13 protein-coding genes are annotated in these 14453 nt (G+C 45.9%); 5 read left to right on the top strand and 8 right to left on the bottom strand.

Annotation, left to right across the window (positions count from 1 at the left end; translation table 11 throughout):
* Positions 1-114: 114 nt before the first annotated feature.
* Together R7F07_RS06410 and R7F07_RS06405 are read right to left on the bottom strand one after the other, a co-directional pair.
* Positions 115-2661 carry a glycosyl hydrolase family 18 protein gene (locus tag R7F07_RS06410; RefSeq protein ID WP_318110465.1) on the bottom strand — a complete coding sequence of 849 codons (2547 nt, stop codon included), beginning with the start codon at positions 2659-2661 and terminating at the stop codon, positions 115-117.
* Between the two features lie 369 nt (positions 2662-3030).
* A complete protein-coding gene (locus R7F07_RS06405) occupies positions 3031-3534 on the bottom strand; it encodes a DUF2850 domain-containing protein (protein ID WP_171342394.1) in 504 nt (167 codons plus the stop codon).
* A gap of 328 nt (positions 3535-3862) precedes the next feature.
* Between R7F07_RS06405 and R7F07_RS06400 the strand changes: the two genes are divergently transcribed.
* On the top strand, positions 3863-4147 hold the full coding sequence (locus tag R7F07_RS06400) for a pyrimidine/purine nucleoside phosphorylase (protein ID WP_005383244.1): 285 nt from the start codon (positions 3863-3865) through the stop codon (positions 4145-4147).
* A 132-nt stretch (positions 4148-4279) separates the two neighbouring features.
* Positions 4280-4561, top strand: coding sequence for a hypothetical protein (locus R7F07_RS06395; RefSeq protein WP_005374405.1), 282 nt, complete (start codon positions 4280-4282; stop codon positions 4559-4561).
* Between the two features lie 3 nt (positions 4562-4564).
* On the opposite strand, the gene R7F07_RS06390 is transcribed toward R7F07_RS06395, so the two are convergent.
* The gene (locus R7F07_RS06390; RefSeq protein WP_171342393.1) at positions 4565-5713 is read right to left on the bottom strand and encodes a GGDEF domain-containing protein; all 1149 of its coding nucleotides are present in this window, start codon (positions 5711-5713) and stop codon (positions 4565-4567) included.
* A 506-nt stretch (positions 5714-6219) separates the two neighbouring features.
* Here R7F07_RS06390 and R7F07_RS06385 point away from each other — a divergent pair.
* Positions 6220-7560, top strand: a complete 1341-nt coding sequence (locus R7F07_RS06385) for an MATE family efflux transporter (RefSeq protein WP_171342392.1) — start codon at positions 6220-6222, stop codon at positions 7558-7560.
* 94 nt (positions 7561-7654) lie between these two features.
* Here the strand turns inward: R7F07_RS06385 and R7F07_RS06380 are convergent, their stop codons facing one another.
* The 3 genes from R7F07_RS06380 to R7F07_RS06370 all read right to left on the bottom strand — a co-directional run bounded on the left by R7F07_RS06380 (position 7655) and on the right by R7F07_RS06370 (position 10932).
* Positions 7655-9334 (bottom strand): RluA family pseudouridine synthase, encoded by a 1680-nt coding sequence (locus R7F07_RS06380; protein WP_171342391.1) that lies wholly within the window; start codon positions 9332-9334, stop codon positions 7655-7657.
* 117 nt (positions 9335-9451) lie between these two features.
* On the bottom strand, positions 9452-10072 hold the full coding sequence (locus R7F07_RS06375) for a DsbA family protein (RefSeq protein WP_171342390.1): 621 nt from the start codon (positions 10070-10072) through the stop codon (positions 9452-9454).
* Positions 10066-10932: an MBL fold metallo-hydrolase gene (locus R7F07_RS06370; RefSeq protein WP_171342389.1), complete on the bottom strand. Its 867-nt coding sequence runs from the start codon at positions 10930-10932 to the stop codon at positions 10066-10068. The genes R7F07_RS06375 and R7F07_RS06370 overlap by 7 nt, the downstream gene beginning before the upstream one ends.
* Before the next feature lie 126 nt (positions 10933-11058).
* On the opposite strand from R7F07_RS06370, the gene R7F07_RS06365 reads away from it, so the two are divergent.
* The gene (locus tag R7F07_RS06365; protein WP_171342388.1) at positions 11059-11946 is read left to right on the top strand and encodes a LysR family transcriptional regulator; all 888 of its coding nucleotides are present in this window, start codon (positions 11059-11061) and stop codon (positions 11944-11946) included.
* Between the two features lie 94 nt (positions 11947-12040).
* Positions 12041-12844, top strand: coding sequence for a Cof-type HAD-IIB family hydrolase (locus tag R7F07_RS06360; RefSeq protein WP_053303993.1), 804 nt, complete (start codon positions 12041-12043; stop codon positions 12842-12844).
* 93 nt (positions 12845-12937) lie between these two features.
* Here the strand turns inward: R7F07_RS06360 and R7F07_RS06355 are convergent, their stop codons facing one another.
* Together R7F07_RS06355 and R7F07_RS06350 are read right to left on the bottom strand one after the other, a co-directional pair.
* Entirely contained in the window at positions 12938-13327 is a 390-nt protein-coding gene (locus R7F07_RS06355) for a hypothetical protein (protein WP_373921584.1), read from the bottom strand.
* 24 nt (positions 13328-13351) lie between these two features.
* Positions 13352-14449: a GGDEF domain-containing protein gene (locus R7F07_RS06350; protein WP_005383270.1), complete on the bottom strand. Its 1098-nt coding sequence runs from the start codon at positions 14447-14449 to the stop codon at positions 13352-13354.
* Between the last annotated feature and the right edge of the window lie 4 nt (positions 14450-14453).

Below are 14453 nucleotides of genomic sequence, written 5' to 3'. Positions count from 1 at the left end.
AACACCTCAGACTTTTTCGTCTCTGGTGTTGCTCTCCTCGTTAAGAGGTTAAATCCAAAAAGGACAGCCGAAGCTGTCCTTTGTTTATTTAGCAGAACGTCTGCAAGGCTGAAATTAGTTACAGTTAGCTACGCCAACTTCTTTCCAAACGCCCCATTCGCCAGATTGGCTAGGATCGTCACCCTGAGTCCACCATTTCGCTTCCCACGTTTTACCTGCGTGAGTCACTTGGTTACCACCTGTGTACACTGCGCTCGCATCCCATGCGTTGTCACAAGTACCAGGGTTCGGATCGGTTGTGTGCTGTGCAACAACCACTGTCGCGCTTGCCGATGAAGACGCTTTACCGTCGCTCACACTTACAGTGAAGCTTAAGCTTGTGTCTTGCGGGTATTCCGCAGCAGTGAACGTGACTTTAGAGCCTTCAACCGTTGCATTCAGACCTTGAGGTAGAGTCCAGTTGAATGTCAGGGTATCGTTGTCTGCATCGCTAGACGCAGATGCATCTACAACCACAACGTCACCAGCGTTTGCTGTTGCTGGAGCAACAACTTGTGCTACTGGTGCGCTGTTCACTGGGTCAACAACACCTGCTGGTTTCACTGTTACTACAACGAGGTCAGATGCCGTTGCACCCTCGTTATCAGTCACCGTCAGCTTGAAAGTTAATTGCTCTTCAACAGTAACTTCTGCTGCATCAAAGCTTGCTTTCGCTGTGTTTGCACCTGTTAGTACCACTGCTGTGCCAGATACTTGTTCCCAAGCGTAGCTTGCGATGGTGCCGTCAGAGTCTTTTGACAGGCTGCCATCTAGAACCACATTTGCAGGACCTGTTACCGATTGATCTGCGCCAGCGGCTGCGGTTGGTTTACGGTTTGGTTGAGGAACCACACCACCAGCCATACCTTCGTGCATCGCGTTTAGAATGTCACCGTTATCCGCGTCAATTTCCCAAGAGAATAGACCAGCAAGACCAAGAGACTTCGCGTAGCTACCTTTTGCTAGCACTGAACGGTGGTCATCAAATGTGATCAACTCGCCCGTAGTACGGTTCCATACCCATGGTGCTTCAGCTTGTGCATCGTAGCCGTACTCGAAGCCGTTAATACCAGTGTTGTTTGCACCTAGCATGAATGACTTAATGCCTTTGTAGTCAATTACGCCATCTTCCCAAACACCTTGCGCTGTGCTGCCCTTCAGTTTACCTGTAGCAGTACCTGTCATTGGGTCGTTTGGAGCGGTTAGCGTATCTGGAGTTACGCCTTCCCAGCCACGACCGTACATTGCTGTACCAAGTACTAGCTTGTTTGCAGGAACGCCTTGAGCAAGAAGAAGTTGGATGCCGTTATCTGCTGTGTAAGCAGGACCTTTGTACGGTTCGCCGTTCTCATCAACGCCACTACCGTCACACTGACCAGGACGCATGAATGAACCACAGTAAAGCGCAGTTTGGTGACCAGGAACGTTATTCCAACCACCGTAGAAGTCGTAAGTCATTGCGAAGATGTAATCCATGTACTGAACTGCATCTGCGTAGTCTACGTCTTCAATCTTGTCGTAACCGACACCGATAGCGGACGTTAGCTCGTAAGTACGGCCTGTCTCAGCTTCTAATTCATCAAGCATTACGCGCAGTTCACGCATCAGTGCGATGTATGCTGGGCCATCGTTTACAGGGTCGCCCTTATCGGCTGCTGCACCGCCGCCGCCAGGGAATTCCCAGTCGATATCAACACCGTCGTAGAATTTCCAAGTTTTCAGGAACTTCTTAACTGATGCGACGAATGTGTCACGGTTTTTCTTGTCCACGAAATCGAAGAATGGGTCAGACAGTGTCCAACCACCGATCGATGGGATGATTTTTAGATCAGGGTTACGTTGTTTCAATGCCATTAGCATTGCGTAGTTACCCTTGATAGGCGTGCTGTATTCATGACCAGCTTGTGGGAAGCTCTTCTGATAAGCAGCCCAAGGGTCATGGATAACGACTTCATAATCAGGCACACCTGTACAAGCAGTTTGTAGCGCGTTGAAACTGTTGCCGCCAACAGACTTCACAGACTCATTTGGGCCACAAATTGGGATAAAACCGTAAAGGATGTGAGTCAAGTTGTCGACCGGCATATTATCGACTGTGTAGTCACGGCCATAGATGCCCCATTCAACAAAATACGTACCCATCACGACGCTTGGATCGGTATTGTAGGTTTTGTTGTTTGGATCAACATTCATCGTTAGTGGCTTCAGGTGAGAACCATCGGTATCTGCAATCGTGATTTCAGCTGGTGCGCTTTTCGCACAACCTGTCGCATCACATGCTTCGATTTCCATTTGGTATAAGCCACCTTGGCCGTATTCAAACGAAGCTGTCGTTTGGCTACCAGTGATAGGGCCGCTTGCTACTTTTACACCATCAAAATAGACGTTGTAAGTGTCACCAGGTGTGCCACTCCACTGGTTAAATTTAACAGTGATCTTCGCTTGCTCATGGTATTTCACCATGTCGTAGTAGCCTGACGTGGTTTCCATCGCGAGTTCAATTTTAGAAAACTGAAGGTTGTTGGAACCGTACATATCGATACTTGGTGCGGTTGGAGCCGCAACTGCAGCACCTGATAGCGCTAAAGCAACTCCAGCTGCACATAGGTTAAATCGAATCATAACTTCTCTCTCAATCCTTGGATTCATGTTCTACCTAGAACATAGGCTGCTCTTGCACCAGATAAGATGATTGGATTTACTCCACGTGCAAAAGCATCACACTCAGCATTTCAGAGAGTTTTTTTTCGTCAAAAAAAATTAAGACGGTTTTCGAGGCACTTGAGAGAACTTAACTAAAACTCGCACTCTGTTACACAGAAAGTGTCAGACTGAGTCAATAATTTATAAAATCTCAGCAGAAACTAAAATTATTGTTTACTCAGTAACGAGTTAGTTAAATGCGATGAAGGCCTTATTTTGTTGTTTATTAAGGTTTTGTTTCATTGATATAGAAAGAGAATTGAAAGGAAAAATAGCCGTGAAGACGTACTAGTCACGGCTGAAGTGTTCACTCAACGCGGCACGACGTTTAGAGGCTGCGCCGGTTTCTGAGCCCTGAACGGTATGCTCAAATCCTTTACGAATGAATCGCTGATCTGGAATAAGAGGCTCAATACGGCGTATTTGAGGTGAAAGATGAGAACCCGAGATCTGATACGCTGTCTTTCCTAATCCGGTATTCAACGTGATGACCTTGCCATCGAATTCAAATTCCGTCGTAATAAGTCGATGGTTTCGGTATACCCCATCTTCAGTGAAAACGAGACGTTCTGTTTGGTAGGGTGGCGCGCCAATCTCAATCCATTCGCCGTACACCTTTTCCGGATCAATGTGGTGTTGATAGGAGAGGTGGATTTGATAGCCAAAAAACGTCAACAGACCCATCCCGAAGCAGACAAATGTACTCTTGAAGATTTTGGATTGGTGGCGAGCCAAAAATGAAAGTTTTGGTTCTTGTCGTGCTTTTCGCCTTCGGCGAGTTGAGTCCGTCATAGATCTAATTTTCTCCACTTTTTTAACATGGTGGAAACCTTCCTTTTTAAAAACAAACAATCCCGCCATTGAGACGACGAAACTATGATCTAATGTCCACTTTTACATTCAGATACACATCTTATTGATGGTTTTGTTGTTTGCTCACATTCATTACTTCGCAGGTTTTCTTGCTCGGTTTAGGTCGCCTGATTAATCCTCGCGAAAAGAGGTTCTCGCTCAGTAGCAAAGGATGTGCGTTACTACGTTGAGTTTAATGGCTTTCAAAGCTTGAGTAACGGAAAGAAACAAGGTAAAAAAGAGCGGACTTTTGATAAGGAAACCAATAATGAATATTAAGGAAAATAGCTATTTTGCTGGTAGTGTAAAATCACTAGGCTTTAACCAGAAAGATCAGGATGTTAGCGTTGGTGTGATGCTTCCTGGTGAGTACACTTTTGGTACTCAAGCACCAGAGCGTATGACGGTTGTAAAAGGTGCGCTTGTGGTCAAGCGTGTTGGCGAGAGCGATTGGACGACTTATCAAAGTGGTGAGTTTTTTGAAGTGGAAGGTAATTCTTCATTTGAGCTTCAAGTGAAAGAAGCGACTGCGTATTTATGTGAGTACTTCTAGCGTTCATTTGTTGCTCGTCATAAAACCACCTTCGGGTGGTTTTTTCGTCTATGTGCTTCACTTATAACGCATCTTTTTGGTTATTTGGGTATATACTTAATAAAAATGTACCCATCGACCAGGGAGGAAGTGATGGCAGTACAACGCAAGCATTCTGATCTCCCTCCTCGTTACGAGGATAAAGATCTCACCAATGAGCAAAGACAGCGCTTTACCGAAGTTGCCAACGCCGCTCATAAGAGACGTGAATTTTATCGACGTGCTCTAGGGAAGAGCTTAATGGGCAAAATGAAGGGCCGTGCGTTTAAAGATCACCCCACTCGTCAGCAAGACAAGCCGAACAGAACGTTGCAAGTAGTGTGGTTAATCGTATTCCTCGTTGTGGGGCTTTGGGTGATGCATGTGTTCGCTTAGTCATTAGCAAGCTTCTGGTACCGCTGGTGCATCAGATGTTGACTGTTCTTCCGTATTGCAGTGCTCATAAAAGGCGTACTGGTTTTTACCAGTATGTTTAGCTGCGTACATTGCTTTATCTGCACATCGAGTCAATTCAGACAAATCCTTTGCATCTTGCTTATAGATAGCAGCACCTACACTCATCGTTAACTCGTTAATCATATCGTAGCTTCGGTAACCTGTCGGAAACATATTTACGATCCGTTTTAGGATGCTGTCGAGGTCATCTTTACTTTTTACATCGTAAAGCATGATTACAAACTCGTCGCCCGCAAATCGAGCGATGGAGTAGTCGTGTTTATCTGTTTTTCTGTCTTTGTTGCGAATGTTATTTTTTAATCGAGTTGCGAAGGCTTGAAGTACTTGGTCACCAATATCGTGCCCGTAGGTGTCGTTGATGTGCTTGAAGTTATCGATATCGAGAAAGACCAATGCGGTGATGCTGTCATCAGATGAGTGCTTGATTTCATCGAGCTTTGCGCGCGCCCAAGTCTCAAAGCTCCAGCGATTGGCAAGCCCAGTGAGCTGGTCAAAATATGCTAACTCCTCAATCCCCTCACGATACAGTGTTTGAATGTAATTGAGGACTTTCGTGTAGTAATACGAGAACGTGTGACACACAAACGCGGTCGCTATCAGGGTCAGCATCAATCTCCGCTCTATGATTTCTGTGGCTGTTGGCAGTCGATCTAAAAAAGCGACCCCAAAAAAGATCAGTAAAATGTAGGTGCCACTGAACAACAGACCGACCTTAAACTCATTAATTAATACCAGAGTGGCGACAATAGGATATAGCCATAACATTTTGCCTGACGGAGCGTCGTTATACAGAAGTAACAATAACCCTTCGAACATTAAGACAGCACTTAGCCATAAGTCGGCGTATTGATGGTGCCGCTGGACTTTTATTACATAACTGATTGCTAAGCATGCCAAGGCACACAAAGCATGGAAAAAGCTTAAACCCCAGTTATTCTCAAGTGATTGAGCAATGGAACCATAAGTTAAACAGGCAGCGGCGATACTGGAGCATAAAAAGACAATTTTCTTTTTTCTTGTTGAGCGGATGTCCGCCATTTCTTCTAAGCGCGCTCCAGCCAATGTCGACATTACGTATCCTTGCTTAATTAACGTGTACGCTTATTCTAGGCGGTATTTTCGCGATAAATAGAACAACAAAGTTTCCAAATGTGATATCAGTCATTTTTAGTGCAAAGCCATCAGTGTGATTTGGTGCGAGTGTTCAAAGAGGAATGGTGGCGCATGCAGGTTTTCATGACGGTTCTTCATGGCTCTATATGGTTGGAATGATAACTCAAAGTAATGTATCTAGTTAGACGAATTTGTATTGATTATCCTAATTCTGTTCGGTGCTCGTTGATTGAGAGTATTGTTCACCAATCTCTGCTCTACGTATCGTCAAGGCATATGTCGTTTCGAAAATGCATTAGAAATATTTTTCCGAAACAGGGCGAAATATTGTTGTCGTTATGACCAATATGCGACTAGAATCCGCGCTAAATCACAACCTCATATCGAGCTTCGTTCGAGTCACTATTTTTAAACTGCTTCACAAAATTGTGAGGCAGTTTTTAGTTGTAGGAAAGGTTACAAGCATGCCTAAAAGCCAAAACATCAACCAACGAATGTCCATTGTGGCATTAGCTTGGCCAATTCTTGTCGAAATTTTGCTACGGACGGCTTTAGGAACCAGTGACGTGTTCATGCTGAGTGGCTACTCAGACAAAGCCGTATCCGCTGTTGGTGTGATCACGCAGATTACCTTCTTTTTAATCATCGTTTCGACGTTTGTCAGTAGCGGTACGGGGATTTTGATTGCCCAATACAATGGCGCTGGACGCGAGCAAGAGTCAGTGAGCGTTGGTGTTGCGAGTATTGCGTTGTCTGTGCTCGTCGGTGTGCTATTGAGTGTGATTGCCGTGCTTGGTGCGATATATCTACTCCCGTATTACGGCTTGGAAGCGCAAGTTGAGCAGTACGCTCATGAATATCTGCTGATAAGCGGTGCGATGACGTTTAACGTTACGATTGGCGTTGTTTTTACAACTATTCTGCGTAGTCATGGTTATTCACGTTCCCCAATGGTGGTGAATTTGATCTCGGGTGTGTTCAACATCATTGGTAACTATATTGCGCTTTACCAGCCATTCGGTTTACCTGTGTATGGTGTGCAAGGCGTGGCAATAGCAACCGTCGTCAGCCAAGTCATCGGTACGTTAATGTTATGGTTTATTCTCGCTCGCAGTAGCATTGAACTACCAATGTCGACTATGAAACAAGTACCGGCAGAGATTTACAAAAAAATCTTAAAAATCGGCGGTATGAACGCGGGTGAAGTGCTGTCTTACAACGTGGCGCAAATCTGCATTGTGTACTTTGTGGTGCAAATGGGGACGGCATCGTTGGCGGCTTTCACTTATGCGCAAAACATTGCCCGTTTCTCGTTTGCTTTCGCGCTGGCAATTGGTCAGGCTGCGCAAATTCAGACCGGTTACTACATCGGTAAAGGTTGGGTGAGTAGCATTTTAAAACGCGTACAAATCTACTTCTTAGTGGGATTTGTGGCATCAACGGCGGTAACCACACTGATTTACCTGTTTAGAGAAGAGATTCTACGCGTATTTACCGATCAACCAGAGATACTCGCATTGGCAGGTTCGTTAGTCATGGGCTCAGTTTTGCTCGAGGCCGGACGTGTGTTTAACCTGATTTTTATCGCGGGGCTCAAAGGCGCGGGTGACATCAAGTTCCCTGTGCAAATGGGGATTTTGAGTATGTGGGGATTAGGCGTGCTTTTCTCTTACATCTTTGGCATCCACTTGGGTTATGGCGTTTTAGGGGCTTGGATGGCAATCGCACTCGATGAATGGGTACGTGGTATCATCATGGCAAGGCGTTGGCGCTCTCAGGTGTGGACCAAGTTTAAGGTGAGCTAACGGTTTTCGGTATCGCGCATCACGCTTATTCTGGTGTTAGAAAAAAAAGGCACTGATAGTCAGTGCCTTTTTGTTATTTAAACTTGGGAAGACGTTAGAATTCGCACTCAGCTTGGAACACCATGCGTTCTTTGCTGTATGGATGATCCAGCTCTAGCATCTCAGCATGCAGGTGCAAGCGATTCGCTTTTTCGCCGTATAAACCATCACCAACCATCGGCATGTTTAACCCCATGTGATGAGCACTGTGTACACGTAGTTGGTGAGTTCTCCCTGTTTTCGGATACATGTATACCTTGCTGCGTCCATCTTTGACTTCAATCAGTTGCCAGTAGGTTTCTGCATGTTTCCCGTGTTCAAAACACACCAGTTGACGTGGGCGGTCGTCGGGGTCACCACGCATTGGCAGTGAAATTTCCCCTTCAGGCTCGTTTAATACGCCTTCGAGCAGTGCCATATAACGTTTTTTTACGCCGCGAGCCATAAACTGTTTTTGCAGACTTTTGTTCGCGCGCTTGGTTAAGGCAAACACCAAAATGCCAGAGGTCGCCATGTCGAGGCGATGAATCACAAACGGCCCTTCCACATCAGGGTACATCGCTTGTAGGCGCGTATAAGCAGAGTCCTTGATAGTTTTACCAGGCACTGAAAGTAAGCCCGAGGGCTTGTTGACGACGACCATAGCGTCGTCTTGGTAGATTATCTCTAGTTCTTTGTCTTCTGCCCAATTCTCCGCCAATGGATTAGGTTCGACATCCAGCCCTTGCATCATATGGCCCAAAATCGGCTGACATTTGCTATTACACGATGGGTAGAATTTTTTGTGTTGGCGAACTTCAGACTTTGGCGACACACCCCACCAAAATTCTGCCAACGCCAGCGGTTTGAATCCGTGTTTAAACGCGTATTGGAGCAGTTTTGGCGCAGCACATTCCCCCGCACCTGCTGGTGGAACTGGGTTTGTGGTGTCTGCAAAAATGTCCACCAAGTCGCGTGCTTCGCCATGGCTGTTTAGGAAGCGGTATTGTTTATGCAATTTGTGCTGTAAAGCGTTGGAGAGCGTTTTGCGCTGCTCTTTCAGGTGAGCAAGTTGCTGCTCTAACTCGGCCAATCGCGCTTCTTTGATTGCAAGCTTTTCATCCCACGCTTGCTTTAAGTATTTGAGAACGTTTTTCTCAGCGACACTTTGCTTACCCAACTCATCCAACAAGATTTTGAGATCATCGGCATTGAGCGTTTGCTCGCCCTGTTGGCGCTGTCGCTTGCGTGCGGCGCGGCCATCAATCATCACTTGGCGCTGTGTTTGCTCCTCTTGCTGATAAGCGGCTCGGTCGGCTTGGATTTGCGCTTTAAGATCCGCTAATTCCGGATTCGCGGCACAGGTTTTGTACTCCGCATTGGCGGCGTTGATGGCATCCGTTTCTGCGCGGAAGAAGCCTTCATCGGTCAGCATGTCGTACACAGGAGGGACAAATCCTGGAATCAAGTTTTGGTCAGCAATTTTGCCAGAAAACGCACTTAAAAAGCCGAGCTCGCCTTGAGGGCTTTCTACCAGCAATACGCCAAACATTTTGCCTCGCCCCGTTTCTTCATTAACCAAACCAAAATCGTGTTCGAAGTCGGTTTGCGCTAATAAATGCTGTTGCAATTGCTTTGCGGCTATAACGCAAAGAGGATGCGGCGTGTAGTAGAACGGAAACGTAAACTGCGTTGGTAATTCATAATCAGAAGTATCAGCAGTAAAACGAGTAAAACAATGTTCAGGCGAGTGCATGGTGGGTATCCGCGCGAGTAAAAATTCGAGCGAGGATTGTACCTGTTTGAGTCAGGATTGCCATGTCGGTGTTGGCACTCGCTCTTGGATTAAGAACAAGAGCGAGTGGGGAAGAGCTTATTGCAGTTTTTGTAATGCAAGCTTCCACAGTGCCGGTTTGTCGTAGTAGGTCGAGTGCGGCAAGGTCAAGTACTCGCCATTTACTTCTGCAATCATGGTTGGATAACCACCAACGTGTAACTGGCGCATCAACTGTCGGCTAGAGTGAATTCTCTCGTTTAGCTCGGCTTCGCTTAACGTCATGTTTTGCTCCCACGCATCACTTGCTAAACCTAGCGATTCTGCAATGGCTTTGAGTGTCGATGCTTCATTCACTTTTAACCCGAGTTGATAATGCGCAGATTGGATGGTCTTTAGCATGTGCCATGGATTCAGCCCCATTTTCTCCGCACTCAAGATCGCTTGTGTTGGTAGATAAGAATCAAGAACAAACGCATCTTCGCTTTTCACGCGTTGTAGATATGCTTCACCAAACGTTGCTCCGGTTTCGGTTGCGATACGAGCGTCACTGTTGATGATGTGCTGACGAAATTCAGGCTCAATTGCGCGCTTCTCAATCATGCCGCCGGGATGAAGCTCCACCTTAAATTGAGAGGTGTCCATCAAGGCTTCGATGAGTGGTGATGCCCCGTAGCACCAACCACACATGGGATCGAAGAAGTAATGCACGGTTACCATGACATTTCACCAGTATGCACTTTCGCACCGATTTCTAGCGCGATTGGCAATTGAGCTTCTGGGTATTTTGCAGACATGGTGTCAATGAGTTGAACGCTGTTATTGCTGTGTTTTTTCGCTTGCTGAAAATCCTGCAAGTATTGTTGCGAGTAGCGAATGGTGTCTGCGTTCAGCTTTGTGCCTGCTTTCATGTGACCAGGAATGACCACTTGAGGTTTAAGCGCAAGCATCTCGCTAAGTTGCTGCTCCCAAGCATTGATGGCGGTTTGGTCAGCGGCATCTGCCATCCACAAATGTACGTTTGAGTACACGGCTACGTTACCTAGAATTGCTTTGTTATCTGGAATCCATAGGTAAGGGCGGTGTGCTGATGTGCCATGGTTACCACGAATTTCAATCTTATGACCTTCTAGTTCCAATGATGCTTTGTCGTACGCGACAGGGATCACTGGTTTTACCGGTGCGTTTGCGCCAAGCTTTGGTCCCCAGTACGCCAGCTTTCCAGCCAATTTCTCTTTAATAATTTTTTGAACCGCAGGCGTTGTGATGATCTGCGCATCAGGGAACTGTTGGTGTAAGGCCTCTGCGCCAAAGTAGTAGTCTGGGTCCGCTTGGCTGATAAAAATGGTTTTAAGCGTTTTGCCTGAGTCCAGCACTTTAGCGGCAATGCGCATCGCGTCAGCTTTGGTGAAGCCAGTGTCGATAACCATGGCGTCAGTCTCACCGTATACCAAGGTTGAGTTTACGTGGAAGCTGTTACCGTCGGCGTTGTAAACCTCAAGAGTAAGGGGAGAGTGGTTTGCCGCTAGGACAGGGCTTGCCATTAAAATGGATGCAGCAATCAAAGTTAATTTGTTCATAATAAGCTCCTAAAGAATTTGGGGCCAAGCGACCATGGCTTGGGAACGGGAGCTATATTAGGAAATTGATACGCTCGGAAAAATACACAATAATGTGCATCACTATTTCTTATTTCGATCAAATGTATGGATAGAGTAACGGCAGCAAAAGTGTTTGTGGATGTGGTGTATTCTGGCAGTTTTACCGCGACCGCAGAGCGGTTAGACATGTCTCGGCCAATGGTGACTCGTTATGTAGAGGCGATGGAGAACTGGCTGCAAGCTCGTTTGTTGCACCGCACTACGCGCAAGGTGTCGCTCACCACCGCAGGGGAGCGCAGCTTGCCTCAGATTGAGCGCTGGTTAAAACAGGCCGATACATTAACGTCGAACATTGCCGCTGATGGTGAGCTGTCCGGAAAAATCCGTCTTGCGTCTAGTACTTCATTTGGATTCTCACAGTTGATCCCCGTAGTAAACAGTTTTATGCAAAAGCACCCCAAAGTGCATATCGACATAGATCTGCAAGATTCAGTGAGTGATCTAACCGAACAACGTATCGATCTGGCGATCCGAATTGCGTCAGATCCCGATCCTTCTTTGATTGGTAAGCCGATTGCGGTGTGCGAATCGGTGTTGGTAGCATCACCGCAATATTTACAAACTCACCACGCGATCGCGCATCCGCGAGATTTATCTTCACACGACTGTTTGGGATACAAAAACTTTGAGCGTCACGTGTGGCATTTGTCTCAGGGCGACCAGTTCGAATCGGTGGGAATTGAGTGTCGCCTAACCAGCAATGAGGCCACGGCGTTATTGCATGGCGCTTTACAAGGCATGGGTATTTCGATGTTGCCAACTTACTTGAGCAATATCTATCTCAAATCAGGTCAGCTTGAGTCGGTGTTGCCGGATTGGAAGCCAAATGATCTCAACATTTACGCGCTGTATTCATCACGTAAACACTTGTCTCCTGCGGTGAGAGCTTTCATCGATCACAGTGAAGATTACTTTAAACAGCATCCTTGGTAATAGCGAAAGGCGTCGTCATCCCGACTTGAGATTCATACAAGATCCTGTACCTTACATGGATATATTTTCGCAGCGTCATTTAGAGTTTTAGTTAATGTCACAAGTTCGCATCAAATTTATTGCTTCCGATATGGATGGCACATTGCTTGACCAATACGGTCGTTTGGATCCGGAGTTTTTCGATCTGTTTTTGCAACTGGAAGAGCAAGGTATTTTGTTCTCCGCTGCGTCTGGTCGTCAGTATTACAGTCTGCGAGACACGTTCGCGCCAATCAAAGACAGACTGTTGTATGTGGCTGAAAACGGCACCTTAGTGATGTACCAAGACAAAGAGCTCTACAGTTGTACCATTCCTAAAGCGGAAGTGTTGGAGATTGTGAAAGCGGCTCGTGAGATTGACGGGGCGAACATCGTATTGTGTGGCAAGCGCTCGGCGTACATCGAAACGCATGATCAGCAATCGCTGGAAGAATTTCAAAAGTACTACCACCGCTGTGAATATGTGCCGGATTTGCTTGAGGTCGAAGACGAGTTTATTAAGGTAGCAATTTGTCACTTTGACGGTTCGGAAGAGCTCCTGTTTCCGACCATGAACGCGAAGTTTGGCGCAACGCATAAAGTCGTGGTGAGTGCAAAAATCTGGCTGGATGTGATGAATGCCGAGGCCTCTAAAGGTGCGGCCATTCAGCATCTTCAAGAGACGATGAATTTTACTCCGGCAGAAACCATGACGTTTGGTGATTACCTCAATGACCTCGAAATGCTGCAAGTCAGTGAGCATTCGTACGCGGTTGCCAACGCGCACGAAGAGATTAAGAAAATTGCTCGTTATTCTGCGCCAAGCAACCAAGAGGCTGGGGTACTCAAAGTGATTAAAGAGAAAGTATTAGCGAAGTAACGCTCATTCTTTCGATGTTATTTTCTTCTTCACGTAAAAAGCCCCGCAGTGTATGCGGGGCTTTGTTTTTTTGGGGGGAGTAAGGTTCCCGTTTTAGCGTACGTACTTGGCGGTTGCATTGACTAAAAAGTGTTGCAATTTCCCGTCTGATTTTGGCACCCACAAGTCGTTATGATAATGGTAAATACGGCCATTGACGGTCACAGACAAGGTATTATCACCCGTTTGCTCCATGCGAATAAACTGATCTGAAGTGACCAAAAACGGCTCTTGCTCTTCAATGCTCTGGCCCGTTGCCAATACGAAGTAGCCGAATCGGTTGCCAGCATCCGGATCGGTTGAGTAGATTCGATGCCCAACTAGGCTGTAGTCGTCGTTGAGTGCCTGCTCAAGCGTTTTTTGCCCGATGGTTTCGTGCGATGGAATAAATACCCAAGCCAACACACCTGCCGCAATGACTGCCAGTAGAAGCAGTACTAGCATGAACTTTCTCATCATATATACCGTTTAACGTTGAAATTTCATTTTGTACATGCGCTTATCCGCTATGCTGATAAGAAAGTCAACATTGTCACTGTCTTTAGGGTATTGCGCTAAGCCCATGCTTGTTGAAAGTGTTGAGACTTTATCGGAGTTTAATATTTGTGCATCAAAGACGGTATTTATCTGCTCACGTACGTTCTCTTCATTGAGATGTTCACCTTCAAGGATAACCGCGAACTCATCTCCTCCCATGCGATAAACAGTAAAATCATTGAGTGCCATAGAATTAAGCCGCCTAGCGATTTCCCGCAGTACAGTGTCGCCAACTTGGTGTCCGTGTGTGTCGTTGACTTCTTTAAAACCATTTAAATCTAGAATCCAGAGAGAAAAGGGCCTTTTTTCTTGAGTAAATTTGTTTAGGGTTATGAATAGTGCATTGCGGTTCCCTAGGTTCGTCAAAGGGTCGCTTAGCGCCAATTTTCTATGAAAATGGGATTCACGATAAAAGAAATAAGTTAGAGAGATAATCGACAAAACGAACGTCGCAAACAACATATATTGTGCTTGCATTAAGCGCTGGGTTTGACCTTTTTGTGCTTCATAAGCTTTACTGCTTAGACGGAAGTTTTGATTAACGAAGTCTATTAAGCCTAAATATAGTGTTTGAGTTGAACGATAAAATGCAGCAGCAGCTTGGCTATCACCTGTTCTAGCTTCTACCAGTTGTTTTTCTAGCTCTTTGAACTCTTCAAAAAGGTTAATGAAGTAAAGGTGCATGTTGTTCCGAGAAAAGAACTTATTGGCTTTCGTGCTACTGGTCAATAAGTCAAAGCGACTCCACGCTAACTCGTATTGAAGCTCTGCACCATCAATATTCAATACGTTTTCATCTAACCGTCTGGCCTCGCCGACAAGTTCTGATAGTTCTTTGGAGAGTTGGAATAAAAACCAAGTCGCTTGTTTTTGTTCGTTATTAAAATTTTGTGAGAGTGAACGTGTTTGCTGTAAAAGCACGACATTCGCGAGAAGCAAAGAAACGGCAAACACCACCAGCAGCATTTTGCTGGTGGTAGAATATTGCAATATTCTTTGTTTCTTAGAATAGGGTTCTGATAACTTCATTCTT

This window comes from Vibrio sp. YT-16 (assembly GCF_033337405.1).
Taxonomy (GTDB): domain Bacteria; phylum Pseudomonadota; class Gammaproteobacteria; order Enterobacterales; family Vibrionaceae; genus Vibrio; species Vibrio alginolyticus.
The sequence above is the reverse complement of the archived record's forward strand: the minus strand, read 5'-3'. Positions and strand labels throughout refer to the sequence as shown.